The organism is Micromonospora sp. NPDC050686, from assembly GCF_040654475.1.
Lineage (GTDB): Bacteria > Actinomycetota > Actinomycetes > Mycobacteriales > Micromonosporaceae > Micromonospora.
Genome location: NZ_JBFAID010000008.1, coordinates 86,847 through 110,386, shown reverse-complemented (window position 1 = coordinate 110,386; position 23,540 = coordinate 86,847). Strand labels below are relative to the sequence as shown.

General features: G+C 74.2%; 27 protein-coding genes and 1 pseudogene. 13 read left to right on the top strand and 15 right to left on the bottom strand.

The features are described from left to right. Window positions 1-8: 8 nt before the first annotated feature. Window positions 9-1,475, bottom strand: coding sequence for an NADH-ubiquinone oxidoreductase-F iron-sulfur binding region domain-containing protein (locus AB0H57_RS09590; protein ID WP_357504459.1), 1,467 nt, complete (start codon window positions 1,473-1,475; stop codon window positions 9-11). After that, on the bottom strand, window positions 1,472-2,971 hold the full coding sequence (locus AB0H57_RS09585; protein ID WP_357504457.1) for a hypothetical protein: 1,500 nt from the start codon (window positions 2,969-2,971) through the stop codon (window positions 1,472-1,474). The genes AB0H57_RS09590 and AB0H57_RS09585 overlap by 4 nt, the downstream gene beginning before the upstream one ends. A 263-nt stretch (window positions 2,972-3,234) precedes the next feature. Here AB0H57_RS09585 and AB0H57_RS09580 point away from each other — a divergent pair, with 263 nt between their 5' ends. The 3 genes from AB0H57_RS09580 to AB0H57_RS09570 all read left to right on the top strand — a co-directional run bounded on the left by AB0H57_RS09580 (window position 3,235) and on the right by AB0H57_RS09570 (window position 6,168). Then, the gene (locus tag AB0H57_RS09580) at window positions 3,235-4,680 is read left to right on the top strand and encodes an alpha-amylase family protein (RefSeq protein ID WP_357504454.1); all 1,446 of its coding nucleotides are present in this window, start codon (window positions 3,235-3,237) and stop codon (window positions 4,678-4,680) included. Window positions 4,681-4,786: 106 nt separating this feature from the next. After that, entirely contained in the window at window positions 4,787-5,698 is a 912-nt protein-coding gene (locus tag AB0H57_RS09575; protein WP_357504452.1) for a L,D-transpeptidase, read from the top strand. Between the two features lie 38 nt (window positions 5,699-5,736). Continuing rightward, window positions 5,737-6,168, top strand: a complete 432-nt coding sequence (locus AB0H57_RS09570) for a DUF4362 domain-containing protein (RefSeq protein ID WP_357504450.1) — start codon at window positions 5,737-5,739, stop codon at window positions 6,166-6,168. A 5-nt stretch (window positions 6,169-6,173) separates the two neighbouring features. On the opposite strand, the gene AB0H57_RS09565 is transcribed toward AB0H57_RS09570, so the two are convergent. From AB0H57_RS09565 to AB0H57_RS09550, 4 genes are read right to left on the bottom strand one after another with little or no spacing between them, the layout of a single operon-like run. Then, window positions 6,174-6,797, bottom strand: coding sequence for a response regulator transcription factor (locus AB0H57_RS09565; protein WP_357504448.1), 624 nt, complete (start codon window positions 6,795-6,797; stop codon window positions 6,174-6,176). Window positions 6,798-6,817: 20 nt separating this feature from the next. After that, window positions 6,818-7,951 (bottom strand): sensor histidine kinase, encoded by a 1,134-nt coding sequence (locus tag AB0H57_RS09560; RefSeq protein ID WP_357504446.1) that lies wholly within the window; start codon window positions 7,949-7,951, stop codon window positions 6,818-6,820. 30 nt (window positions 7,952-7,981) lie between these two features. Beyond that, window positions 7,982-8,779, bottom strand: a complete 798-nt coding sequence (locus AB0H57_RS09555) for an ABC transporter permease (RefSeq protein WP_357504444.1) — start codon at window positions 8,777-8,779, stop codon at window positions 7,982-7,984. Window positions 8,780-8,793: 14 nt separating this feature from the next. After that, complete coding sequence (locus AB0H57_RS09550) at window positions 8,794-9,690, bottom strand: ABC transporter ATP-binding protein (RefSeq protein WP_357504442.1); 897 nt, start codon at window positions 9,688-9,690, stop codon at window positions 8,794-8,796. A gap of 142 nt (window positions 9,691-9,832) precedes the next feature. Here AB0H57_RS09550 and AB0H57_RS09545 point away from each other — a divergent pair, with 142 nt between their 5' ends. Then, window positions 9,833-10,708 (top strand): alpha/beta fold hydrolase, encoded by an 876-nt coding sequence (locus tag AB0H57_RS09545; protein ID WP_357504440.1) that lies wholly within the window; start codon window positions 9,833-9,835, stop codon window positions 10,706-10,708. Here the strand turns inward: AB0H57_RS09545 and AB0H57_RS09540 are convergent. After that, window positions 10,659-11,150, bottom strand: a complete 492-nt coding sequence (locus AB0H57_RS09540; protein ID WP_357504438.1) for a DUF6463 family protein — start codon at window positions 11,148-11,150, stop codon at window positions 10,659-10,661. The two genes, AB0H57_RS09545 and AB0H57_RS09540, sit on opposite strands and share 50 nt — an antisense overlap. Before the next feature lie 98 nt (window positions 11,151-11,248). After that, window positions 11,249-11,440: a hypothetical protein gene (locus tag AB0H57_RS09535; RefSeq protein WP_357504506.1), complete on the bottom strand. Its 192-nt coding sequence runs from the start codon at window positions 11,438-11,440 to the stop codon at window positions 11,249-11,251. On the opposite strand from AB0H57_RS09535, the pseudogene AB0H57_RS09530 reads away from it, so the two are divergent. Then, window positions 11,393-11,995 (top strand): annotated as a pseudogene (locus tag AB0H57_RS09530) (DUF5753 domain-containing protein); the annotation flags it as partial. The gene AB0H57_RS09535 and the pseudogene AB0H57_RS09530 sit on opposite strands and share 48 nt — an antisense overlap. A gap of 33 nt (window positions 11,996-12,028) precedes the next feature. Beyond that, a complete protein-coding gene (locus tag AB0H57_RS09525) occupies window positions 12,029-12,235 on the top strand; it encodes a DUF397 domain-containing protein (RefSeq protein ID WP_357504504.1) in 207 nt (68 codons plus the stop codon). Between the two features lie 58 nt (window positions 12,236-12,293). On the opposite strand, the gene AB0H57_RS09520 is transcribed toward AB0H57_RS09525, so the two are convergent. After that, window positions 12,294-14,402, bottom strand: a complete 2,109-nt coding sequence (locus AB0H57_RS09520; protein ID WP_357504436.1) for a prolyl oligopeptidase family serine peptidase — start codon at window positions 14,400-14,402, stop codon at window positions 12,294-12,296. Window positions 14,403-14,455: 53 nt separating this feature from the next. Between AB0H57_RS09520 and AB0H57_RS09515 the strand changes: the two genes are divergently transcribed. Then, the gene (locus AB0H57_RS09515) at window positions 14,456-14,914 is read left to right on the top strand and encodes a type II toxin-antitoxin system VapB family antitoxin (protein ID WP_357504434.1); all 459 of its coding nucleotides are present in this window, start codon (window positions 14,456-14,458) and stop codon (window positions 14,912-14,914) included. Here the strand turns inward: AB0H57_RS09515 and AB0H57_RS09510 are convergent. The 3 genes from AB0H57_RS09510 to AB0H57_RS09500 form a co-directional block, all read right to left on the bottom strand. Beyond that, entirely contained in the window at window positions 14,899-15,066 is a 168-nt protein-coding gene (locus AB0H57_RS09510; RefSeq protein ID WP_357504502.1) for a type II toxin-antitoxin system RelE/ParE family toxin, read from the bottom strand. The two genes, AB0H57_RS09515 and AB0H57_RS09510, sit on opposite strands and share 16 nt — an antisense overlap. Before the next feature lie 100 nt (window positions 15,067-15,166). Beyond that, window positions 15,167-15,436, bottom strand: a complete 270-nt coding sequence (locus AB0H57_RS09505) for a type II toxin-antitoxin system prevent-host-death family antitoxin (RefSeq protein ID WP_357504432.1) — start codon at window positions 15,434-15,436, stop codon at window positions 15,167-15,169. Between the two features lie 40 nt (window positions 15,437-15,476). Beyond that, the gene (locus AB0H57_RS09500; protein WP_357504430.1) at window positions 15,477-15,641 is read right to left on the bottom strand and encodes a hypothetical protein; all 165 of its coding nucleotides are present in this window, start codon (window positions 15,639-15,641) and stop codon (window positions 15,477-15,479) included. 99 nt (window positions 15,642-15,740) lie between these two features. On the opposite strand from AB0H57_RS09500, the gene AB0H57_RS09495 reads away from it, so the two are divergent. Beyond that, window positions 15,741-16,886 carry a site-2 protease family protein gene (locus AB0H57_RS09495; protein ID WP_357504428.1) on the top strand — a complete coding sequence of 382 codons (1,146 nt, stop codon included), beginning with the start codon at window positions 15,741-15,743 and terminating at the stop codon, window positions 16,884-16,886. A gap of 20 nt (window positions 16,887-16,906) precedes the next feature. On the opposite strand, the gene AB0H57_RS09490 is transcribed toward AB0H57_RS09495, so the two are convergent. Beyond that, window positions 16,907-17,503, bottom strand: coding sequence for a TetR/AcrR family transcriptional regulator (locus AB0H57_RS09490; RefSeq protein WP_357504426.1), 597 nt, complete (start codon window positions 17,501-17,503; stop codon window positions 16,907-16,909). Between the two features lie 63 nt (window positions 17,504-17,566). On the opposite strand from AB0H57_RS09490, the gene AB0H57_RS09485 reads away from it, so the two are divergent. Continuing rightward, complete coding sequence (locus AB0H57_RS09485) at window positions 17,567-17,962, top strand: nuclear transport factor 2 family protein (protein ID WP_357504424.1); 396 nt, start codon at window positions 17,567-17,569, stop codon at window positions 17,960-17,962. Window positions 17,963-18,033: 71 nt separating this feature from the next. On the opposite strand, the gene AB0H57_RS09480 is transcribed toward AB0H57_RS09485, so the two are convergent. Both AB0H57_RS09480 and AB0H57_RS09475 read right to left on the bottom strand, forming a co-directional pair. Next, window positions 18,034-19,269, bottom strand: coding sequence for an FAD-binding protein (locus AB0H57_RS09480; RefSeq protein ID WP_357504500.1), 1,236 nt, complete (start codon window positions 19,267-19,269; stop codon window positions 18,034-18,036). A gap of 158 nt (window positions 19,270-19,427) precedes the next feature. Further along, window positions 19,428-20,357, bottom strand: a complete 930-nt coding sequence (locus AB0H57_RS09475; protein ID WP_357504422.1) for an LLM class F420-dependent oxidoreductase — start codon at window positions 20,355-20,357, stop codon at window positions 19,428-19,430. A 112-nt stretch (window positions 20,358-20,469) separates the two neighbouring features. Between AB0H57_RS09475 and AB0H57_RS09470 the strand changes: the two genes are divergently transcribed. Genes AB0H57_RS09470 through AB0H57_RS09455 form a run of 4 tightly spaced genes read left to right on the top strand, consistent with a single transcriptional unit; the run spans window position 20,470 to window position 23,533 of the window. Beyond that, window positions 20,470-20,775 (top strand): metalloregulator ArsR/SmtB family transcription factor, encoded by a 306-nt coding sequence (locus tag AB0H57_RS09470; RefSeq protein WP_357504420.1) that lies wholly within the window; start codon window positions 20,470-20,472, stop codon window positions 20,773-20,775. A 1-nt stretch (window position 20,776) separates the two neighbouring features. Then, window positions 20,777-21,316 (top strand): SRPBCC family protein, encoded by a 540-nt coding sequence (locus tag AB0H57_RS09465; RefSeq protein ID WP_357504418.1) that lies wholly within the window; start codon window positions 20,777-20,779, stop codon window positions 21,314-21,316. Window positions 21,317-21,338: 22 nt separating this feature from the next. Continuing rightward, complete coding sequence (locus AB0H57_RS09460) at window positions 21,339-21,995, top strand: ABC transporter ATP-binding protein (RefSeq protein WP_357504416.1); 657 nt, start codon at window positions 21,339-21,341, stop codon at window positions 21,993-21,995. Further along, window positions 21,992-23,533, top strand: a complete 1,542-nt coding sequence (locus AB0H57_RS09455) for a DUF6297 family protein (protein ID WP_357504414.1) — start codon at window positions 21,992-21,994, stop codon at window positions 23,531-23,533. The genes AB0H57_RS09460 and AB0H57_RS09455 overlap by 4 nt, the downstream gene beginning before the upstream one ends. Window positions 23,534-23,540: the final 7 nt, after the last annotated feature.

The window sequence follows — 23,540 nt, the reverse complement described above, 5'->3', positions numbered from 1 at the left end:
TCAATGGGCTACTCGGCCTTGGACAGCCGCAGCGCCAGTTCAGGGCAGACCTTGACCGCCTTCAGCGCCCCCTCCCGCAGCCAGGTCGGCACCGGGGTGGGCGGGAAGGCGGGGTACCCGTTCCCGTCGAGCCGGATGAAGTCCGGCACCACGTGGGCGCAGAGCCCGTGCCCGTCGCAGCGGGACCAGTCGAGAGTGAGCTGGCGCGGATCGGTGTCGGGGGCGCCGGGCAGCCCCAGCACCCCCTTGACCCGCCGGCCGCACCCCTCGCCGGTGGTGTGCAGCCGCAGGTCCTCGGCGAAGACCTCGATCGCGGAGAGGGCGAAGCGGGCCGTACCGTCGGGGTGGCTGCACGCGCCGCGGCCCTTCACGTCGCCCGCGGCCGCGCGGACGATCTCCACCGGCGCGCTGCCGGCGACCGCGAGGTCCACCGCGCGGGCCAGGTCCGGCAGGCCCATCTTGCACGGGCCGCACTGGCCGGCGGACTCGCCGGCCAGATAGCGCACCACCTGCGCGGCCTCGCCCAGCGGGCAGGTGTCCCGGCCGAGCGGCACGATGATGCCCGCGCCGAGGGTGCCGCCGACGGCGGTGAGCCCCTTGCGGGACACCTCGGCCCGGTCCGCGGCCTCGGCGGTGATCCACTTGCCGTGGTAGCCGCCCATCAGGATGCCCGGCCCGTCGGGCACCTCGCACAGCTCGAGGATCTCCCGCAGCGGCGTGCCGGCGGCGCACTCCACCACGGCCGGGCGGGCGGCGGCGCCGGTCACCGTCAACAGCACCGTGCCCGGCTCGTCGTCGGTGCCGAGCGCCGCGTACTCGTACGGGCCGAGCCGGGCGGCCACCGCCACCTGGGCGTACGTCTCGGCGTTCGAGAGCAGGGTGGGGAGCCCGCCGACCCCGGAGTCGCTGGACCGCTTCTTGGTGCCGGGCGGGATGTGCGGCAGCCCGTTGATGCCGTTGACCAGCGCGCCACCCTCGCCGGAGATGAACCGGTGCGGCACGGTGACGATGCTGGTCGGCACCGGCATCCGCCGCTCCCCCAGCGCCTCGGTCAGCGACGGCCGGCCGATGTCGTCGTCGGCCACCCCGATGACGATCTCCTCGGCGTCCAGCGCGTACGCGGCCAGCGCCGCGCCGTCGAGGATGAGGTGCGGGGCGCGGGTGAGCAGCACCTTGTCCTTCCAGCTGGCCGGCTCGCCCTCGGTGGCGTTGACCACCACCACCGCCGGGGCGTCCTGCCGCTGGCAGGACTCCAGCACGGCCCGCAGCTTGCGGGCGAACGGGAAACCGGCCCCGCCCTTGCCCTTGAGCTGGATGCCCTCGGCCAGCCGCAGCAGGTTCGCCGGTTCCATCGGGCCGATCGGCCCGTGCACCTCCTCGTGCGCGGCCAGGTCGAGCCGGCCGAACTCGGCGAACCCGGCGGTGAGCCGCGGCTCGCCGACGCAGGCCACCGGTGGCACCTTCGTCCGGATCACTTCGCCTCACCCCGCAGCCCCGCCCAGTACGCCCCGTCGACCGCGTCGGCGTTGGCCCGCCGCCGGCGGCTGGACCGGGACTCCCCGGCGGCCCGCCGCTTCCGGCGGGAGGCCAGGTCCACCAGGGTGGGGGTGTCGTCGTCCACCGGCGTGATGTCCGGCGCGTAGCTGACCGGCGGTCGCCAGTAGTCCGGCTCCACCGGCACGTCCTCCTCGCGGCTGTGCCGGCCCGCGGAGACCGGCTCGGCGGAGATCGGCTCGGCCGACACCGGCGAGGCGCTCGCCCAGCGGCGCGGGCTGTCCCACGGCAGCTCCGGTTCCTCCCGGCGCGGCGGTGCCGAGTACCGCGCGACCAGGTCCTCCTCCTCCCGGGCGGCGCGGCGGCCGGCGGAGGTCGGCGCGTCCTCCTCGACGTACCGCGACCGCCGCCCGCCGGAGGCCGGCGCCGTCCCGGTCGCCGTGCGGCGGGCGGCCGGTTCCAGGTCGCGCCCACGGCGGCGCGGCGTGTCACCGCGGGCCGCGCGCAGGGTGCCCGGCTCGGGCACCACCGGCACGGAGAACCGCTCCGGGTCACGCCGCCGGGACGGGCCGGCCGGGCCGATCCAGCCGGTGGCGGCCGGCTCGGCCCAGCCGCCCCGGTCGTCCTTCGACTCGCCGCCGGCCCGGCGGCGGGCGAACCCGGCCAGCAGGCCACGGCCCGTGCCGTCGTCCGTCGAGCGGGCGGCCATCGCCTTGTTCAGCGCGGCGGCCTGGTGCTGCTCGCGGCTGCGCCGCCCGAGGTGGACGGAGACCCGGACCAGCAGCGCCAGCACCACCAGCAGCACGCAGGCCAGGTAGCTGAGCACCACCCAGGACGCCGCGGCGCGGCCGGCGTTGAGGCCGTGGACCAGGGCGAACGGCCAGGAGACGTACGCCGCGGAGTGCAGCGCCCGCCACAGCCACTTCGGACCGGCCCCGGCGAAGCGGGCCCGGATCAGGCCCGTCCAGAGCACGCTCACCATCAGCAGGGCGGCCACCGTGCCCAGGCCGACGTAGAGGCCCTGCCCGCCGAGGAACGGCAGCACGGCGTCGGTGACCCCGGCGCGGCCGATGGCGACCTTGGTGATGACGTGGAACACCAGGCCGGCGACGCCGAGGACGCCGGTGGCCCGGTGCGCCGACTGGAGCAGCACCCGGTGCCGGATGAGCAACACCAACCGGTCGGTGGCGAGCAGGCCCATCATCACGGTGAGGCTCAGCGAGACCAGGGTGACCACCCCGGCGAAGAACTCGGTGAAGAAGAAGCCGTACGCGTACATCACGGCGCCCTCGCCGGTGAGCTCGATCCCCGCCCACAGCAGCGCGAGCACCGAGGCCGCCAGGGCCGCGAGGGCCCGCGCGGAGACGGTACGGACGCCGCGGCTGCTGCTGCTGGTCCGGACGGTGGCCGACTTCTGGTTCTGCTGTCCCCGGCCCATCTGCTCCTCGATCGTCACTCGCGGCGGCGCACGCACCACCGGTCGACCCTGCTCCGCCCAGCAGTACGCACGCCGGGGATGAACGGATCAGCGCGGCGGCCAATTTCTCGGCGGATCCGTCGAACCGTCCCGGTCCGGCGCGCGTGTAGCGCCCTACGCAACGACAGATTTCCATTCGTTGACAGTCGTTGCAACGGGCTTGTAACCTTGCCGAAAATTTTCAGTCCCGGTTGCAAGAACCGCGCACTGGAGCGCTCCCCCGCGCACCACCACCCCGTCCCCCCGCACCCCCAGGAGTACCGATGCATCGACGCCGACGCCGCTCGGTGATCGTCGCCCTCGCCGCGATCGCCGGCCTGCTCGCCCCGAACGCCGTGGCGGCACCCCCGGCCGCCGCCGCCACCCCGGGCAGCAAGAAGGTCATCGTCCAGCTCTTCGAGTGGAACTGGGCCTCGGTGGCCAGCGAGTGCACCAACGTGCTGGGCCCCAAGGGCTACGGCTACGTCCAGGTCTCCCCGCCGCAGGAGCACGTCAACGCCGCCCCGTGGTGGGTCTCCTACCAGCCGGTCGGCTACCGGATCGAGTCCCGCAAGGGCACCCGGGCGCAGTTCCAGTCGATGGTGAACACCTGCCACAACGCCGGCGTGAAGGTGCTCGTCGACACCGTGGTCAACCACATGTCCGGGCAGGACAACGGCGGCACCGGCTGGGCCGGCAGCGGCTACGGCCACTACGACTACCCGGGCACCTACGGTCCGCAGGACTTCCACTACTGCGGGCGCAACGGCGGCAACGACATCGCCAACTACAACGACCGGTACGAGGTGCAGAACTGCGAGCTGGTCAACCTCGCCGACCTCAAGACCGAGTCGGAGTACGTCCGGACGCGGCTCGCCGCCTTCATGAACGACCTGCTCTCGCTCGGCGTGGACGGGTTCCGGCTGGACGCCAGCAAGCACATGCCGGCCGCCGACATCGCCGCGATCAAGGGCAAGCTCTCCCGCTCGGCGTACCTCGTGCAGGAGGTCATCCACGGCGCGGGCGAGCCGATCCAGCCGACCGAGTACACCGGCAACGGCGACGTGCACGAGTTCCGGTACGGCAAGGACCTGGCCCGGATGTTCACCAACGAGCGGCTGGCGTACCTGCGCACCTTCGGCGAGTCCTGGGGCTACCTGCCCAGCGGCGGGGCGGTGGCCTTCGTGGACAACCACGACACCCAGCGCGACGGCGGGGTGCTCACCTATAAGAACGGCGGGATCTACGCGCTGGCCAACGCCTTCATGCTGGCCTGGCCGTACGGCACCCCGGCGGTGATGTCGAGCTTCACGTTCAGCAACAAGGACCAGGGGCCGCCCTCGGACGCCAGCAACCGGATCACGAACACCACCTGCAACTCCGGCTGGCAGTGCGAGCACCGCTGGCGGGTCATCGCCAACATGGTCGGCTTCCGCAACGCCGTCGAGGGCTCGGCCGTGGCGAACTGGTACGACAACGGCTGGCAGCACATCGCGTTCAGCCGGGCCGGCAAGGGCTACCTGAGCATCAACGACGAGGACTTCGCGATCACCGGCCGCTCGTACTACACCGGCCTGCCGGCCGGCCGGTACTGCGACGTCGTCCACGGCGACTTCAGCAATGGCTCGTGCAGCGGGCCGGTGATCACCGTGGACGGCAACGGCTGGTTCGCGGCGAACATCAGCGCGCACGACGCGGTGGCCATCCACGTCGGCGCCAAGCTGCCCTGACCGGGCCGGCGGCCGTTCCCACCCGCCGGCCCTCGGGAGTCCCCGCACCGCGCCCCGGTGTGGGGACTCTCCCGCCTCCCGGCGACCCGTCCATTACAGTCTCTTTGTGCTGTTTGACCGGTTGTTCTCGCGCTGGACGCGCGGTTGGCTGCTCGCCGCCCTCGGCGTACCCCTGCTGCTCGTCACCGTCCTGCTCGTGGACCGGGCGCTCACCCCCGGGTCCGCGCCCGCGCCGCCCGCCCCGGCGCCGGCCGCACCGCGGACGCCGGAGCAACCCGGCCCCGACGCCGAGGAAACGGTCCCGGTCGCGGCGCCCGCGCCGGCCGGCCTCCCGGTGGTCGACTACGAGCCGGCGCCCACCGGCTTCCCGGCCGATCCACTCCCGGGCGACACCACGCCGCTCACCGCGGGAGCCAGCCCGACCCGCAACATCGCCGCCTACGACGCGCCGGGCGGGCGGCCGCTCGCCTTCCTCGCCCCGACCATCAGCGGTGTACCGCTGACCATGCCGATCGCCGACCGGCGGTCCGGCTGGACCGCGGTGCTCCTCCCGTCCGCCAACCGCCGGCTCGCCTGGCTGCCGCCCGGCGACGGCTGGACCACCGTCCCGCTGCCCGACCAGATCGTGGTGGAACGCCGCCCGCACCGGCTCACCTGGTACCGGGCCGGCCGGGCGGTCCGGTCCTGGCCGGTGAGCCTGGGCCTGCCCGGCCAGGAGACGCCGCTCGGCCGGACCTTCATCCTGGGTCGCACTCCCCCGCCCGAGGCCGTCTACGGCGGGGTGGACATCTTCGCCCTCGGCGCGGTGCCCGACGACCCGGACGCGGTGCCCACCGGGTTGAAGGGCGCGCACATCGGGCTGCACAGCTGGCGGGACGACGACACCCTCGGCCAGAACGTCACCAACGGCTGCATCCGGCTCACCCGCACCGGGCAGCGGCAACTGCTCGACCAGCTGATCCCCGGGACCAGCCTGGTGGTGGTCGACCGGCTCCGCACCCCGCCGCCCACCGCCTGAGCGGGGAACCGGCCGGGGACCGGACGCGTCCCAGTCTTGTGTGGAGACGCCGGACCGCCCTGCTCACCCTGCCCCTCGCCCTCGCCGGTTGCGCCGCCACCCGGCCGGCGGCCCCGCCCGCACCGGCCGGTCCCACGGCCGGCCCCACCACCCCGGCACCGGACCTGGCGGACTGCGGCACGTGGACCCTGGGCAGGAGCGACCGGTTGCCGGCCGAGGCCACCGGATGCCTCGACGACGCGCTGCGCGACCGGCAGGCCGTCGAGATGACGGTGACCGCGCCGACGGTCGAGGGTGACCCGGTGACCACCCACTACCTGACGCGCGTCGACGGCCGGGTGGAGGTGACCGTCGACGGCCGGCAGGACCGCTACGGCACCGGCCGCGTCGAGCGGATGACCTGCACCGGGCCGGTGAGCTACCCGGCGATGCCGGCCTTCGACACCTGCACCACCCCGAGCCCGGTCTGACCGCCTCACCCGCCGAGCAGCCAGCCGTTCTCCTCGGCGACCCGCACCGCGTCGGCCCGGTTGCGGGCGCCGGTCTTGCCGATCGCGGCGGAGAGGTGGTTGCGGACCGTCCCCTCCGACAGGTGCAGCGTCGCGGCCAGCTCGGCGACGGTCCCGCCGCCCCGGGCGGTCCGCAGCACCTCGGTCTCCCGGTCGGTCAGCGGGCTCGCCCCGGTGGCCAGGGTCTCCGCCGCCAACGCCGGGTCGACCACCCGCAGCCCGGCGTGCACCCGGCGGACCGCGTCGGCGAGCTGCCGGGCCGGGGTGTCCTTGACCACGAAGCCACCCGCGCCGGCCTCCATCGCCCGGCGCAGGTACCCGGGGCGACCGAAGGTGGTCACCACCAGCACCCGGCAGCCCGGCACCGCGGCCCGCACCGCGCGGGTGGCGGCGATGCCGTCCAGGCCGGGCATCTCCACGTCGAGCAGGGCCACGTCCGGCCGGGTGCGGTGGGCCTCGGGGACCACCTCGTCGCCCCGGCCCACCTCGGCGACGACCACCAGGTCCGGCTCCAACGACAGCAACGCGGCCAACGCCCCCCGCACCAGCGCCTGGTCGTCGGCGAGCAGCAGCCGGATCGGCTCGGTCATCGGGTCGTCCTCCCGCCCGCTCACCGGTCTCCGGCCGGCACGGCCACCCGGAGCAGGAAGCCCCGGGCGTCGGGCCGGCGGCCGACGGTCACCGTGCCGTCCAGCCGGCGGGCCCGCTCCCGCAGCCCGGCCAGGCCGTGCCCCGCCTCGCCCGGCGCGCCGGCCGGGCCCCGCCCGTCGTCGCGGATCTCCACCGCCGCCGGCTCCACCCGGATCACGCACCGCCGCGCGCCACTGTGCCGGACCACGTTGGTCACCCCCTCGCGTACCGTCCAGCCGAACAGTTCGTCACGCTCCGCCGGCAGCGCCGGCACCGTCTCCGGCAGGTCCGCCGCGACGCCCGCGGCGGCCAGCGCCGAGCGGGCGCCGGCCAGCTCCGCGGCCAGGCTCACCCCGCGGTACGCCCCAACGGTGCCCCGCACGTCCGCCAGCGCCTGCCGGGCCAGCCGCTCCACGTCGGCGATCTCGGTGGCCGCCCGGGCCGGGTCCAGCTCCAGCAGCCGGCCGGCCAGCTCCGCCTTGACCGCCACCACGGTGAGCGAGTGCCCGAGGATGTCGTGCAGGTCCCGGGCGGTACGGGCGCGTTCCTCGGTCACCGCCAGCCGGCGGATCTCCGCCTGCGCGGCCTGGAGTTCGGCGTTGCGCTGGGCCAGCCGGCTCACCCCGAACATGGCGAAGGAGGCGAGCAGCACCGCGAAGACGACGGTGCTCTCCGCCTCCCAGCCGGGCACCAGGCGCGACGCCACCGGCGGGGTGGCCGCGGCCAGCACCACCACGACCAGGGACTCCACCGGAGGCAGCAGGAACACCGCGGCGGCGGCCACGAAGACCAACGTGGTCAGCCAGTCGCCGCCGGTGCCCGGGATGCCGACGAGCCCGAGCACGAGCAGCAGCCCGATCAGCAGCCGGGCCTGACCGGGCGGGACCGGGCGGTGCTGCTGCCGGCGGGCCCGGGACCACTCGAAGATCAGCACGTACGCCGCGCCGAAGGCGATCACGGAGCCGATCCCCAGCAGCCGCCGCCACAGCTCGGGCTGGCGCAGGGCGGTGCTGAACGGAATGTTGAGGAAGAAGAGCCAGACCGCCGCCAGCAGCCAGCCGGTGAACCGCCAGTGGCGGCTCACCGGCCGGACCCGGTCGGGCGGCGGCGTCACGCCGACCACGCTAGTCCCCGCCGCGGCCGGTCAGACGCGGGTGGTGTCGCGGCGGAACAGCCGGGCCGCGCCGAGGCCGAAGAAGGCGGCCCAGGCGGCCACGTTGCCGACCGCCGCCCAGTCCACCCCGGCGCCGGTCAGTGGCGCGCGAGCGAGCTGACCGACCCCGTACACCGGGGTGAACTTGGCGATCTGCCGCATCACGTCGGGCAGCAGCTCCAGCGGGATGAACAGGCCGCCCAGCATGGCCAGGATGGCCAGCGCCGGACCCATGAACTGCATGACGTTCTCGGCCGGGGCGAGGTAGCCGACGAAGAGCCCGAGGGCGGCGAAGACCAGCGAGCCGAGCCAGGCGGTCAGGCCGGACTCCAGCCAGACGTGCGCCGGCAGCCGCACCCCGGAGGCGGCGCCGACGGCGAACTCGACCAGCACGCCGAGCAGGCCGAGCACCATCGCGGTGCCGATCTTCGTGGCCACGTACGCCGCCGGGTGCAGCGGGGTGAGCCGCAGCTGCCGGCTCCAGCCCAGCGCGCGCTCGGTGGCGACCGCCCCGCCGGCGCTGGTGGTGGCGACCATGGCCGCGTACACGGCGAGGCTGATCATGATCCAGCCGGTGACCGGCAGGCCGTTGTCCAAGGTCTGGCCGCGCTGCGGCAGTCCGAAGAGGAGGAAGAACACCGCCGGCATGACCAGGATGAACAGCAGGGTCCGGCGGTTGCGCAACACCCGGCGGATCTCGATGCCGAGTACGGCGGTGGAGAACCCGCCCAGGGCGGGCGGCCGGCGGTGGCGGGTGGCGGCGGTGGTGGGCGAGGCGGTGACGGTCATCTCGGACTCCGGTCTCAGGCGGCGGCGGTGGCGGTCAGGGCGAGGAAGGCGTCCTCGAGATTGCGCGAGGTGATCTCCAGGTCCCGGGCGGCCGTCCGGGACAGCAGGTGCCGGGCCACCACGTCGGAGTCCTCGCTGTGCACCAGGATCACGTCGCCGCGTACCTCGACCGAGCGGACGCCGGGCAGCGCGGCCAGCGCGGCCTGGTCGGCGCCCGGCAGGGTGGCCCGCACGACCCGGCCGGCGGCCAGGTTCTTGATCTCGGCGGTGGTGCCGTCGGCGACGATCCGGCCCTGCCGGACCAGCACGATGCGGTCCGCGTACGCGTCGGCCTCGTCCAGGTAGTGGGTGGCGAACAGGACGGTCCGGCCGGAGCGGGCGTCGGCCCGGATCGCCTGCCAGAAGTCCCGCCGGCCCTCGACGTCCATCCCGGTGGTCGGCTCGTCCAGCACCATCAGGTCCGGATCCGGCAACAGCGCCAGGGCGAACCGCAGCCGCTGCTGCTGGCCGCCCGAGCACCTGCCCACCGGCCGGTCGGCCAGCTCGGCGATGCCGGCCCGCGCCAGCACCTCGGTCACCGGACGGGTGTGGCCGTAGAAGTGCGCGGTCATCCGTACCGTCTCGGCGACCGTGAGGTCCTTGAGCAGCCCGCCGGTCTGCATCACGGCGGCCACCCGGCCGAGCCGGACCGCGTCGGCCGGCGTGCCGCCGAAGAGCCGTACCGTGCCGGTGTCCGGGCGGGCCAGCCCGAGCAGCATGTCCACCGTGGTGGTCTTACCGGCGCCGTTGGGGCCGAGGAAGGCCACCACCTCGCCCGGGGTGATCCGCAGGCTGAGTCCGTCGACGGCGGTCACCGGGCCGAAGGTCTTGGTGAGTCCGGCCAGTTCGACGGCCGGTGCGGTGTCGGTCATGCCAACGATGCTCCGGGGTACGGCGCCTCATCCCCCGGAGCGCGCGTCACCTTGCCACCGTGACATTTGTCAGGCCGGCCGGGTGCGTGCCCGGCGCGGCCGGGTAAGCGCCTGCGGTCCGCGCACTCGGGGAGGTCAGGACATGGCGGCACCGACGGGACGGGTCGACACGATCGTGCTCATCCACGGGCTCTGGATGACCTCACGCAGCTGGGAGCACTGGGCCGACCGGTACGCGGCGCGGGGTTTCCGGGTGCTCACCCCGGCCTGGCCCGGGATGGACCGCGAGGTGGCGGAGCTGCGAGCCGACCCCGCGCCGATCGCCGGCCAGCGGATCGCCGACATCGTCGACCACTACGCGGCGATCATCCGGGAGCTGCCCCGCCCGCCGATCGTCATGGGCCACTCGTTCGGCGGCCTGATCGCCCAACTCCTGCTGGACCGGGGCCTGGGCGCCGCCGTCGTCGGGGTGCACCCGGGCCCGGTCAAGGGTGTGCTGAAGCTGCCGCTGAGCACCCTGCGCGCCGGCTTCTCCATCCTGCACAACCCGGCGAACCGGCACCGCGCCGTGCCGTTCACCGCCGACGACTTCGCGTACGCCTTCGGCAACACGCTGAGCCGGCCGGACTCCGACGCCGCCTGGCAGCGGTACGCCGTACCCGGCGCGGGCCACGTGCTGTTCGAGGGCGCGTTCGCCAACCTGGACCCGCAGTCGGCCACCGAGGTGGACACCAGGCGCGGCGACCGGGCCCCGCTGCTGCTGTTGGCGGGCGGCGAGGACCATGTGACGCCACCGGCGCTGGTCGCGGCCAACGCCCGGCTCTACCGGGGCTCACCGGCGATCACCGGCTACCGCGAGTTCCCGGGCCGGTCGCACTTCGTCGGCGGCGAGCCCGGGTGGGAGGAGGAGGCGGACTTCGCGCTGGAGTGGGCGGTGGAGGCGGCGAACATGTACTCGCCGACAGTGGTCAGCGAGGCGCCGGGCTGGGTGACCGAGAGCCGGCGCGGCGGCAGGTGAGTCCGGGCGCGCCGACCTGACTTGGGATGAGCTTCACCGGCTCCGTCACGCCCGGCCCGGCACCCGCACCCCTGCGGCGCGCCAGCAAATCTTCGGCGATGAGCAGTCCGGCCGGAACGAAGCCCAGCAGGAAGCCGCTGGGACCGACGAGCAGTACGCACCCGGCCACCCAGCCGCCCAGTCCCCAGCCGACGTAGGCGGGCACCCGCTCGCCGCGCCGCCCGAGCCGCGCCACCAGGAGGCCGAACAGGACCAGGGGGACGACGAATCCCCCGGGCAGCGCCCAGAACACGGAGAGGGACTCGTCACCGCCCTCGCCCGAGCGCAGCCCCCCGGTGAGCCACTCGCCCCAGTAGGGGTGGGGCAGAAAGACCGCGGTGTGCAGGACGCCGATGGCGGCCATCGACCATCCGGCACCGACCGTCAAGCGCTTCTTGATCATGTCCCCAGCCTCCGCCTCCTGCCCGGGACCGCGCCTCCCCCATGAGAGCGGCTTCCTCCCTCACAGGAGGAACCCCGCGGACCCGGCTCCGAACATGCTCACCGCAGCCGGAACCGTCTGGAGCACTCGCCGTCGTGGTCAGGCCGGAGCAGGCAGCGCCGGCCACCGGGCAGGAGCCGGTCGCAGAAGACCCAGTGGCGCACGTGCTGCTCGTCCTCGGCCGACACGGTGGTGCCGCCCGGGCGCTCGTCCAGGTCGCCCGCGATGCCCGCAAGCGCGGCTGGTGGCAGGCGTACGACGACGTCTTGCCGGACTGGTTCGAGGTCTACGTCGGACTGGAGGCCGAGGCGGCGGAGATCCGCACCTTCCAGCCGCAACTAATCCCGGGTCTGCTCCAGACAGCCGACTATGCCCGCGCGGTCATCCGGGCCGAGCATCCGGACGCCCCCGGCGACGAGGTCGACCGGCGGGTGGAACTGCGGATGCGCCGGCAGAACACCGAGACTCCGCCGAAGCTCTGGGTGGTGCTGGACGAGGCGGCCCTGCGGCGGCCGGTCGGCGGTGCCGAGGCGTTCCAGGCTCAGTTGCGGCGGCTGGCCGAGCAGGGCGACCGGCCCGGCCGCACCATCCAGATCCTGACCTTCGGCGCCGGCGAATACGGCTCGATGGGCAGCGCCTTCAGCGTGCTGACCTTCCCCGAGCCGGCCGATCCGGGGGTCGTCTACGTCGAAACCCGCGCGGGTAGCCTCTATCTCGAAGGCCAACAGGTCAGGGAGTACAGCCGCGTCTTCGAGCACCTGGTCGCCACGGCGGCCAGCGCCCGGGAATCGCGCGACCTGATCCAGGGGCGATCGACGAGCTATGAGAGGACGGCGCGGGTGGAAGGGGTCAAGCAGGCCCCGGTGACCTGGCGCAAGAGCACCCGCAGCAACGGCTCCGGTAACTGCGTCGAGGTCGCGGACAACCTGGCGGGCAAGGTCGGGCTGCGCGACAGCAAGGAACCGAGCGGGCCGATTCTCACCTTCGACCCCGCCACCTGGTTCGTCTTCGTTGATGCCGTTAAGCGTTCCGGCTTCCGCCGCTAGGCGGTCGAAGGCACAACGGAGCCGGGCTATCCGCACGGACGGCACGCCTTCAGCTCGATCACCGCCAGATTCTACGGCCGTCCGGCGCACCCTCGGGGACCGGCGACGCCTGGCGTGGCAGGGGTTGCCGCGCCGGTCCGGTCAGCTTCCGCCACAGGAACTCCAGCGTCAGCGCCCAGACGAAGGCGCGCTGCTCGTTGTTCGCCGCCGCGCCGTGCCCGCCCTCGACGTTCTCGTAGTACGCCACCTCGTGGCCGTGCTCGCGCAGCCGGGCCGCCATTTTCCGGGCGTGCCCCGGGTGCACCCGGTCGTCGCGGGTCGAGGTGATGAGCAGGACCGGCGGGTACGGCCGGTCGCCGCGGACGTTGTGGTACGGCGAGTATTCGCGCAGGTAGGCCCAGTCCTTCGGCTGGTCCGGGTCGCCGTACTCGGCCATCCACGAGGCGCCGGCCAGCAGCCGGTGATAGCGCCGCATGTCCAGCACCGGCACGGTCGCGACGACCGCCCCGAACAGCTCCGGCCAGCGGGTCAGCATCACCCCGACCAGCAGCCCGCCGTTGCTGCCGCCCTCGACGCCGAGCTGCGCCGGCGTGGTGAGCCCGCGGGTCACCAGGTCGGCGGCCACCGCCGCGAAGTCCTCGTACGCCCGCAGCCGGTTCTCCCGGATCGCCGCGCGGTGCCACCGCGGGCCGTACTCGCCGCCGCCCCGGATGTTCGCCACCACGTACGTGCCGCCCCGGGCCAGCCAGCCGCAGCCGGTCATCCCGTCGTAGCCGGGGGTCAGCGCGTGCTCGTACCCGCCGTACCCGGTGAGCAGCGTCGGACCGGCGGGCGCGGCCGGGTCCCCGACCACGAAGTACGGCACCCGGGTGCCGTCGGCGGAGGTGGCGAAGAACTGGCGGACCGTCAGGCCGGCCGCGTCGAAGAACACGGGCTCCCGCTTGAGCGTCTCCGTCGCGCCACCGACCTGCCCGAGCCGCAGCGTCGCCGGCCGCAGGAACCCCTCGGCGGCGAGCAGGTAGTCGTCGCTGTGGTCCGGGTCGGTCTTCACGATCTGGCTGTGGTCGTCCGCTGGCACCCCGGCGAGCGGCCCGCGCCGCCAACCCGTCCCGTCGGGCGTCAGCACCTCCAGCCGGCTCCGCACGTCGACGAGGGTGGCCAGGATCAGGTGGTGTCGCGTCCAGGCCCAGCCGCTCAACGCGGTGCGGTCGTCCGGCCGGAACAGCACCGCCAACTCCCGCCCACCGGCGAGGAACGCGTCGAACCGGGTCACCAGCAACGTTCCCGCCGGATGCGTCACCCCGTCGACCGTCCACGGCGAGCGCACCCGGATCAGCAGCCACTCCCGGTGCACGTCCCAGTTGGCGTCCTCCGGCACGTCGATCCGGACCAGCTCGCCGCCCGCCGTGAGCAGATGGTTCTCGGTGCGGTAGAAGTCCAGGCCACGGCCCACGAAGTCGCGCTCGAAGCCGGGGGTCGGGTCGTGCGAGGCGTAGACGCCGACGTCGTCCGGGTGCCCTTCGTGCACGACGGCGGCCTCGGCCAGCGGGGTGCCGCGCCGCCAGCGCCTGACGACGCGCGGATACCCGGAGGTGGTCAGCGACCCGGGGCCGAAGTCGGTGCCGACGTAGATGTGGTCGGCGTCGATCCAGCAGACGTCGCTCTTCGCCTCGGGCAGCGTGAACCCGTCCTCGACGAAGGCACGGCGCACCAGGTCGAACTCCCGCACCACGACCGCGTCGGCGCCACCCCGGGACAGGCTGATCAGGCAGCGTTGGTAACCGGGGCGCAGCACGGTCACCTGCTGCCAGACCCAGTTCTCGCCCTCCTCGGCGGCCAGCGCGTCCAGGTCCAGCAGCACGTCCCACTCCGGCTCGGGCCGCCGGTACTGGTCGAGCGTGGTGCGCCGCCACAGGCCGCGCGGATGGGTCGCGTCAGTCCAGAAGCCGTAGTAGAACTGGTCGCCGCGCCAGCCCGGCCAGGGTATGCGGTCCGCGGCGTCGAGCACCTGCCGGATCTCCCCCCGCAGGGCGGCGAACCGCTCGCTCCCGGTCAGCGCGGCGATGGTCTCCGCGTTGCGGTCCCGCACCCACCCGGCGGCGTTCGCCCCGTCAAGATCCTCCAACCAGAGGTACGGGTCATCGCCCTCATCGATCAGCGTCGCCACCTTCGCAACTATCCCCGACGAGTGACCAGCATCCAGGGCCTCGCATTGTCGGCATGGCGACTGGAACCATCCGGGGTACGACGTGGGAAACTTCGGCCGCGTCCCGGGCCACCATCGATATCGATGCCAAGCTGCTCGCCCAGTCGGCGAAGATCTTCGGCACCACGACGAAGACGGCCATCGTCAACGCCGTCCTCAAGGCTGTGGTCGACTGGGACAAGCGCCGGGAGTTCGCCGACTGGCTCAAGAGCGGTGGCCTGCCCGACCTGACCGGTCCGGCCGAAACGACCGAGCCAAGGGCCGACCATCAGGATGCCAGACCCAGGTCTGGCCGATATCGAGAATCCCCTTTGGGGCATCGCCGGCGACACGGCCTTCGGGTCTCGGGTGACCAGATAACACCGGTAGAGCCCGGCGACTCCGACCTGATCACCGCGGTTACCGGGCAACCCCCCGTCTGGGCGGTCCCAACCGGAACGGCTGCCTCGGTCCAAGATCAGAGTGCGTCGTAGACGTCGCCACGATGGCCGAGGTGGACCACGAGGACGATCAGTTCATGATCGCGGACGGTATAGATGATGCGATAGTCGCCGACACGGATGCGCAGCAGACCGGGGTGTCCGGCGAGCGCCTTGACGCCAGCCGGGCGGGGCTCAGCAGCCAGCCCGGCGAGGGCGGCGACGAGGCGGGTCGATCGAGATTGCGCAGCAGTTTGGCAGCGACCCGATCAACCTGAACAGCGTAGACCGGCTCGGGTGGCACGCTCACAGGCCCAACTCGTCGCGCAGTTCAGTCAGCGAGACCGGGGAGTCGCCGGCATCGATCCGGGCCAGGGCGTCGCGGGCGGCCGAGACGTCGGCAGCGTCCTCTGCTCGTTCGATCGCTTCGGCCAGGTCGGCGGGGACAATGGCGGCCAGACGCTGCCCACGGCGGGTGACGTAGGTGATCCGCCCAGCGTAGTGGGCGCGGGACACCACGTCCGCGAGGCTGTCGCGGGCATCGGAGATCGGGAGTTCGGCGGCGGGCTCGCTCATACCCCAATCGTACAGCTTGTACGAGTCGTACAAACACTAGTCACCCCACGCCGACCGCCTCGATCCAGTCGTTGGCAGGCCACAGCGACTGGCTCGCCGGTGAGGTAAGCGGCACTCCTTGAGGCCGGTCAGCCCGCAGCCCGTCCTGCTCCCACGGGTACGAGCTGGCGTTGATCTGCTCCCAGCGCGGCGAATCCTCACGCATGCGCTGTCCCCTCCACCCTGGCCGTCGCTGTTCCGGCTCAGCCCCCGCACTTCACCGTTCATCTGGTGTGGGGCTGCTTTCGACGGGTATGACGGACCCATGAGGGCGAGCTTCCGGCTTGGCCGGGTCGCGGGGGTACCCGTCGGAGTCAACTGGAGCGTCCTGGTCATCTTCCTGCTCATCGCCTGGGCGCTGTCGGCGAGCCAGTTCCCGCGCGCCTACCCGGGCCGGTCGCTGGTCGAGTACTGGGCGGCCGGGCTGGCCGCGGCGGTGGTCTTCTTCCTCGGCCTGCTGGCGCACGAGGTGTCCCACTCGGTGGTGGCCAAGCGCAACGGCATCCAGGTCGAGGGGATCACGCTGTGGCTCTTCGGCGGGGTCTCCGAGCTGAAGGGCGAGGCCCGCGACCCGGGCGCCGAGCTGCGGATCGCCGGGGTGGGGCCGCTGGTCAGCCTGCTCATCGGCGCGATCTTCGGCGCGATCGCGCTGGTGCTCAGCCTGGCCGGGGTGCACGGCCTGCTGCTGGGCTCGCTGGCCTGGCTGGCCGGCATCAACGTACTGCTGGCGATCTTCAACATCCTGCCCGCCGCCCCGCTGGACGGCGGGCGGTTGCTGCGTGCCGCGGTGTGGAAGGCGACCGGCGACCGGACGAAGGCGTCCGTGGTCGCGGCCCGGGCCGGCCGGATCCTGGGCGTGGTGCTGATCGGCCTGGGCCTCTGGCAGTTCATCGCCGGTGCCGGCGTCGGCGGGCTGTGGCTGGCGCTGATCGGCTGGTTCCTGATCGGCGCCGCGGGCGTGGAGGAGCGGCAGGCCCGGATGGGCGGCACGCTGCGCGGGATCCGGGTCGCCGACGTGATGACCCCGCAGCCGCAGACCGCCTCCGGGGCGATGACTGTCGCCGACTTCGTCGACCACTATCTCTTCGCGTACCGGCACACGGCGCTGCCGCTGACCGACGGGGACGGCCACCCGGTCGGCCTGGTCACCCTGGACCGGGTACGCGGCATCCCCGCCGACCGGCGCGGCTCCACCACGCTGGGCGAGGTGGCCTGCCGGGCGGACGAGCTGGTGCTGGCCCGGCCGGACGAGGACCTCACCGAGCTGCTGCCCCGGCTCAGCGAGTGCGCCGACGGCCGGGCGCTGGTGGTCACCGACCAGCGGCTGGTCGGCATCGTCTCGCCCAGCGACATCAGCCGGGCGGTGCAGCGCGGCAGCCTCCGGGAGCAGATGTCCCACGGCGGTCGCTGATGCGGCACGCGCGACAGCGGTCAGCCTGACCGGGACGCCGGGGCCCCGTACACCCGCAGCACGCCCGCCCGCAGCGCCGCCCGGGCCTTGTCGACGGTCATCCGCCCGGCGGCCACCTCCGTCCCGGCGGCGTGGCCGAGCGCCGCGGTGGCGGCGATGAGCCAGCCGGTGGCGGCGTCCGGGTCGAACTCGCCGGAGCGCTGTCCACGGTGGATCAGGCGCTCCAGCCGGGCGAAGACGGGTTCGTGCAACTCGTCCCCGTCGGAGACGGGCGCCGCAGACCACAGCAGCGGGAATCGTTCGAACACCTGCCAGCTCACGTCGAGCAGCCGGGACAGCGCCTCGGCTGCGGGACCGGAGTCGAGGTTGGCCGCGTCCAGGGCGGCGACCGCGTCATCTGTGAGCCGGCGCACCGCGGCGTCGAGCAGGGCGTCCCGGGACGGAAAGTGGGCGTAGACGGTCTGCCGGGAGACCCCGGCCGCGGTGGCCACCTCGTCCATGCTGGCCTGCGGTCGGTCGCCGAGCACCTTGATCGCCGCGTCGAGGATCGCGGCGACGCTGCGCCGCGCCTCGACGCGGGCCCTCCGCCGCCTCGCGGCCGGCTCCAGCCCTGACACGGTTGTCAACCGTACGCCTCGGACTTAGCCTTGACAGCACTGTCAAGGAAAATGGAGGGCGACATGACCCCGCTGCCCGGCACCGACCTCGCCGGATACCTCCGTGCCTACGTCACCGAGATGGCCTTCGGGCAGGAGGAACCCGGCGTCGTCATGGACCGGTACCACACGCCGGACGTGACCTGGCACAACGACGGCGTACGCCTCGACCGGCAGCGGCTCATCGACCACGCCCGCCCGGTGCGGCGTACGGTGCAGCGCTGCGACGTCGACGTCCACGACACGCTCGTCTGCGGCGACCGGGTCGCCGCCCGGTACACGCTGCACGCGGTGAACCGGAGCCGCGCCGTCTCCAGCCAGGTCCACATGTTCGGTCGGCTGGCGCCCGACGGTCGGCTGCGCCGGGTGGACTCGATCACCCGACCCGTCGCGGCCCCGGAGAGTCCGGGACCCGGCTGACGGCCGACCCGGCACGGCGCCCACCGGCGGCGGCCGGCCGGGGTTGGCGCCGCCACGGAGACCGGTCGCGGTCAGGGCCGGGGGAAGTAAAGATCCAGCAGCTCGGTGCGGAACACCCCGCGCGGATCCAGGTCGCCCAGCAGGGCCTGGAAGTCGGCGTACCGGGGGTAGCCGGCGGCCACCGCCGCCGGGTCCAGGGTGAACACCTTGCCCCAGTGCGGGCGCGCCCCGAACGGCGCCAGCCGCCGCTCCACCTCGGCCACCACCGGCAGCACCGCGGCCTCGTCGGCGATCCAGGTGAAGTGGACCGCCAGGGTGTCCCGCCCGTGGTTCGGGCTGAGCCACAGCTCGTCGGCGGCGACCGTACGCAGCTCGCACACCTGCGTCAGCGGGGCCAGCAGCTCCCGGATGCCGGCCAGGGCGGCGTACGCGTCGGGCAGCGCCGCCCTGGGCAGGTGGTACTCGGACTGGAGCTCGTCGCCGGCACTCGGGGTGAAGTCGAGCCGGAAGTGCGGCAGCCGCTCGTGCCAGGCGCCGGGCGCACCGAGCTGCGGCGTGCAGTGCGCGGCCGGCATCCCCGGGATCGGGTGCGCCGGTTCCCGCGCGGCGGTGGCGCCCAGCCAGTCGGCGGGCGGCGCCGGCTGCTCCGCCCGCTGCTTGCGCCACACCTGGTCCAGCCGGTCCGACCGCCACCGGGTGAAGGCGCTGACGCTGTACGCCGAGCCGAACGCGGCCGGCAGGGCCTCGGCCGGCAGGCCGAGGTGGACGTACTGGCGGAGCTCGAAGGCCGGTACGACGTCCAGGGTGACCCGGGTGACCACGCCCAGCGCGCCCAGCGCCACCACCATGCCGGCGAACCGGTCGTCGGCGCGGTCCACGGTCAGCAGCTCGCCGTCGGCGGTGACCAGCTCCAGCCCGGCCACCGCCGCGGCGAGGTTGCGGTTGCCGTCGCCGCTGCCGTGGGTGCCGGTGGCGACCGCGCCGGCGACCGAGATGTGCGGCAGCGAGGCGAGGTTCGCCAGGGCCAGCCCCTCGGCGTGCAGCCGGGTGGCCACGTCCCCGTAGCGCAGCCCGGCGGCGACGGTGACGGTGGCCCGCTTCCGGTCGATCTCGACGCTGGGCGGCAGCCCGGCGAGTGACACCAGGTCGCCGGTGGTGTCGCCGAACCGGTTGAACGAGTGCCCGGTGCCGACCACCCGCAGCCGGTCGCTGCCCGCGACCAGCCGGCGCAGCTCGTCCAGGTTGGACGGACGGTGACGGCGGGCCGCCGCGTACGTGATGTTGCCCGCCCAGTTCCGGTCACTCACCGCCACATTTCACTCCCTGCCGGCGCACCGCGCGGTTGTCGGCCCCGTTTCCGGGGAACCATACGCCGATGAGCAGCTACCGCGACCCGAGCCTCCGGGGCGACGTGTACCCGTCCGAGAGACGGGTCCACTCAGGTCGCAAACGGCGGCCGCACGGCTCAGAGCTGCGGCATCACCTCGGCGGCGACCAGCTCCAGGTGGTCCAGGTCGTCGAGGTCGAGCAGCTGGAGGTAGAGCCGCTGGCTGCCGACCGCCGCGTACCGGCCGATCCGGTCGACCAGCTCCGCCGGGGTGCCGGCCAGGCCGTTCTCCCGCAGCTCGGCCGGTTCCCGCCCGATCGCGGCGGCCCGGCGGGCGACCTCCGCGTCGTTCCGCCCGCAGCACACCACGAGCGCGTTCGACCAGCGCATGGTGTCCGGGGCGCGGCCGATCGCGGTGCACGCCGCGCGGACCCGGGCGAACTGGGCGGCGGTGTCGTCGACCGAGACGAACGGCAGGTTGAACTCGTCGGCGTACCGGGCGGCGAGCCGGGGCGTGCGCTTCGGGCCCATCCCGCCGAGCAGGATCGGCGGGCGCGGGTCCTGCACCGGCTTGGGCAGCGCGGGCGAGTCGCTGACCGGGTAGTACGTCCCGGCGAAGTCGAAGGTCTTGCCGACCGGGGTCTCCCACAGGCCGGTGATGACGGCCAACTGTTCCGCCAGCCGGTCGAACCGCTCCCCCACCGGCGGGAAGGGGATCCCGTACGCGGTGTGCTCGTCGGCGTACCAGCCGGCGCCGATGCCCAGCTCGACCCGGCCCCCGCTCATCTGGTCGACCTGGGCGACGGCGATGGCCAGCGGGCCGGGCAGCCGGAAGGTGGCCGCGGTCATCAGCGTGCCGAGCCGGATCCGGGAGGTCTCCCGGGCCAGCCCGGCCAGGGTGGTCCAGGCGTCGGTCGGTCCGGGTTCACCGCTGCCCGAGCCCATCTTCAGGTAGTGGTCGGAGCGGAAGAACGCGCCGTAGCCGGCGTCCTCCGCGGCCCGGGCCACCGCGAGCAACTGGTCGTAGCTGGCCCCCTGCTGGGGTTCGGTGAAGATCCGCAGTTCCATGCCGGAAGCATATGACCGGGCAAGGAGGGGCTCCCGCTTAACGCATTCGGTAGCGGGCCCCCGCCTAACACATGCCTTGACGGGTATATAACGCAGGAGGCATGCTGGCGGTGTGACCGTCGACGCTTTCGCCGTACTCGCTGAGCCGACCCGCCGCCGGATCCTCGACACGCTGCGCGGCGCCGAGCGGAGCGTCGGTGACCTGGTCGACCTGCTGGGGGTGAGCCAGCCGGCCGTCTCCAAGCACCTGCGGGTGCTCCGCGAGGCCGGCTTCGTCACCTGCCGTACGGCCGCCCAGCAGCGCATCTACCGCGTCGACGTACGCCCGTTGCGGGCCGTCGACGGCTGGCTCGCGCCGTACCGCCGGCTCTGGACCGAGCACCTGGACGCCCTGGAACGCCATCTCGACAAGGAGTGACATGGACAGGAAGCACTTCCGCCCCGGCCCGCTCGCCCAGGTCTCCCGGGTGCCCGTGGCGGACCGCTGGGACCTGGTCCTCGTCCGGGACCTGCGGCACCCGCCGGAGCGGGTGTGGGCGGCGCTCACCGAGCCGGCCCGGCTCGCCGAGTGGGCCCCGTTCCTGGCCAGCCGGGATCTCGGCGCGCCGGGCGAGGCCACCCTGAGCACCGTCGACGGCGACCGGAGCCTCGACGCACCGTCCATCGTGCTGCGCGCCGACCCGCCGAACCTGCTGGAGTACACCTGGGGCGACGACCGGCTGCGCTGGGAACTGGACCGGACCGACGGCGGCACCCGGCTGACCCTGCGGCACCGGATCGGCCGGCCGGAGCTGGCGCCGGTCATGGCCGCCGGCTGGCACCTCTGCCTGGACGTCGCCGGGCACCTGCTCGACGGCGACCCGGTCGGCCCGATCCGGGGCCGGGAGGCCAGGGACTTCGGCTGGGACGAGCTGCGCGCCGCGTACGCCGAGCGGTTGGAGACCGACGGCGAGGCGTGACCGGGCTGGCTAACCTGACCCGGTGACCTCACCGGCCGTGTCGATCCACGGGCTCCGCCTCAGCTTCGGCGCCCGGACCGTCCTGCACGACGTCGACCTGACCGTCGCCACCGGCGGCGCGCTCTGCCTGACCGGCGAGAACGGCGTCGGCAAGACCAGCCTGCTGCGCTGCGTCACCGGCCTCGTCGAGCCGGACGCCGGCACGGTACGGGTGTTCGGCACGCCGCCGGACGCCACCGCCGCCTTCTGGCGTCGGGTCGCCACCACCGTCGAGCAGCCCAGCTGGTACGCGGGGCTGACCGTCCGGGAGCACGTCGAGCTGGTCCGGCTGGCCGTCGGCGCCGACCCGGGCGACGGCCGGATCGACGAGCTCTTCGCCACGCTGGGCCTGCGTCCGCTGGCCGACGCCACCCCGGACACCCTCTCCTCCGGCGAGCGGCAGCGGCTGCTGCTCGCCGCCGTGCTGGCCCGCCCCAGCGACCTGCTGGTGCTGGACGAACCGGAGCAGCGGCTCGACGCCGCCGTCCGGCGGGTCGTCGCCGGGCAACTACGCGAGCACGTGGCCGCCGGCGGCACCCTGCTGATGGCCAGCCACGACCCGTCCTTCGTCGCCGCCGTCGGCTGCCCGGTCCGCGCGCTGGACCCGGCCCCCGCCGCCGACCCCGTCGCGCCCCGATGAGCGAGACGCTGATCCGCGCCGGCGGTACGACCGGCCGGCCGGCGTCGGCGCGGCAGCTGCGCCGGTGGGTGCGCCGCCGCCAGGTCGCCACCCTCGGATCGATCGGTCTCGAAACCGTCTACCTGGCGGTGTTGGCCGCCGCGATGACGGTGGCGCTGTTCGGCCCGCCGTTGGGGCGTACCCTCTGGCCCGCCGGACCGCTGCCCGACCCGCACCCGCTGACGGTCGTCGCCCTGGTCGGGGTCGGCGCCGCCGGCCTGCTGGCGGCGCTGCGCCGGCTCGGCCCGGTGGTGATCGGGCGGCCGGACGCCAGCTGGCTGCTCGCGTCACCCGTGCCGCGGCGCGGCCTGCTGCTGCCGCCGCTCGCCCGGGTCCTGGCGCTGGCGAGCCTGCTGGGTGCCGCCGGCGCCGGGGCCGGGGTCGCCCGGCTCGCCGCCCGTCCGGTCGACGTCGGCGCGCTGCTCGGCTGGGCGACGGCCGGCGCGGCCGGCGGGGCGCTGCTGGCGACGGCCGCGACGGCCGGGCAGCGCGACCCGGCCTGGGCCCGGCGGCTGGACCGGCTGGTCGCCGCGGTGCTGCTCGGCGGCGGCGCGGCGGCGCTGGTGGCGCCGGAGGTGCCGGCCCCACGGGTCCCGGCGCCCGCCGCGGCGCTGCTGTGGGGCGCGGCGACGGTGGCGGTCACGGCCGCGGCCCTCGCGGTCGCCGGCACGGTACGGCGGCTCGACGCCTTCCCCGACCGGCGTCTGCGGGGGACCGCCACCCTGGTCGGGGCGCACCTGGACGCGGTCTACGCCGTCGAACCGTCCTACCTGTCCGACCTGTGGGAACGCCGTTCGTGGCAGGGCCGTCGGCTGCGCTCGACACCGGTACGCCGACCGCTCGGGCTGCCCGTGGAGGTGGCGCACGACCTGCTGGTGCTGCGCCGCAAGCGCCGTCGTCTCGGCTGGCTCGCGGCGGCCACGCTGCTGCCGGCGCTGCTCGCCGACGCGCCCGGCTGGCTGCTCGCGCTGGTCGTCTGCGCCGGCGCGCTCGGCTGCGCCGACACCACCCTCGACGCCGTACGCCGGGACGGCCGGCAGCCGGCCCTGCTCCGGCTGACCGGCCGCACCGGTCGTCAGGTGGTCGCCGCCCGGTTCCTCACGCCGGCGGTCCTGGCCACGCTCTGGTCGGCGGTGGCGCTGACCGGCCTGGCGGTTCGGTCGGGTCTGCCGCCCGGGCCGTGGTGCCTGCTCGGGCTGGCCGTGGGGCCCGCCGTCGCGGCGGCCGCGCTGCGGCGGGCCCGGTCCCGCCCGGTCGACCACAGCATGCCGATGGTCGACACGCCCATGGGCAGCTTCACGCCGGGGCCGCTGATCTGGCTGCTGACCGGGCCGGACCTGCTGGTCGTGCTCGCCCTGCCGACCCTCGCCGCGATGCTGGACGTCACCGGCACGGGCGGGCCGGGTCCGGCCCGGCTGCTGCTCCAGGCCGCGCTCTCCGCGCTGGGCGCGGCGGCCTACCTGCTGCTGGGCGCGGACCGCCGGCGCAGCCTGCTCTGAGCACCGC

Coding starts and splice junctions, on each gene's coding strand:
- AB0H57_RS09580 (WP_357504454.1), top strand. CDS start 3,235: ATGCATCGACGCCGACGCCGCTCGGTGATCGTCGCCCTCGCCGCGATC.
- AB0H57_RS09455 (WP_357504414.1), top strand. CDS start 21,992: ATGAGCGAGACGCTGATCCGCGCCGGCGGTACGACCGGCCGGCCGGCG.
- AB0H57_RS09505 (WP_357504432.1), bottom strand. CDS start 15,436: ATGAGCGAGCCCGCCGCCGAACTCCCGATCTCCGATGCCCGCGACAGC.
- AB0H57_RS09485 (WP_357504424.1), top strand. CDS start 17,567: ATGACCCCGCTGCCCGGCACCGACCTCGCCGGATACCTCCGTGCCTAC.
- AB0H57_RS09565 (WP_357504448.1), bottom strand. CDS start 6,797: ATGACCGAGCCGATCCGGCTGCTGCTCGCCGACGACCAGGCGCTGGTG.
- AB0H57_RS09540 (WP_357504438.1), bottom strand. CDS start 11,150: ATGATCAAGAAGCGCTTGACGGTCGGTGCCGGATGGTCGATGGCCGCC.
- AB0H57_RS09495 (WP_357504428.1), top strand. CDS start 15,741: ATGAGGGCGAGCTTCCGGCTTGGCCGGGTCGCGGGGGTACCCGTCGGA.
- AB0H57_RS09550 (WP_357504442.1), bottom strand. CDS start 9,690: ATGACCGACACCGCACCGGCCGTCGAACTGGCCGGACTCACCAAGACC.
- AB0H57_RS09515 (WP_357504434.1), top strand. CDS start 14,456: ATGGCGACTGGAACCATCCGGGGTACGACGTGGGAAACTTCGGCCGCG.
- AB0H57_RS09555 (WP_357504444.1), bottom strand. CDS start 8,779: ATGACCGTCACCGCCTCGCCCACCACCGCCGCCACCCGCCACCGCCGG.
- AB0H57_RS09500 (WP_357504430.1), bottom strand. CDS start 15,641: ATGCGTGAGGATTCGCCGCGCTGGGAGCAGATCAACGCCAGCTCGTAC.
- AB0H57_RS09475 (WP_357504422.1), bottom strand. CDS start 20,357: ATGGAACTGCGGATCTTCACCGAACCCCAGCAGGGGGCCAGCTACGAC.
- AB0H57_RS09545 (WP_357504440.1), top strand. CDS start 9,833: ATGGCGGCACCGACGGGACGGGTCGACACGATCGTGCTCATCCACGGG.
- AB0H57_RS09465 (WP_357504418.1), top strand. CDS start 20,777: ATGGACAGGAAGCACTTCCGCCCCGGCCCGCTCGCCCAGGTCTCCCGG.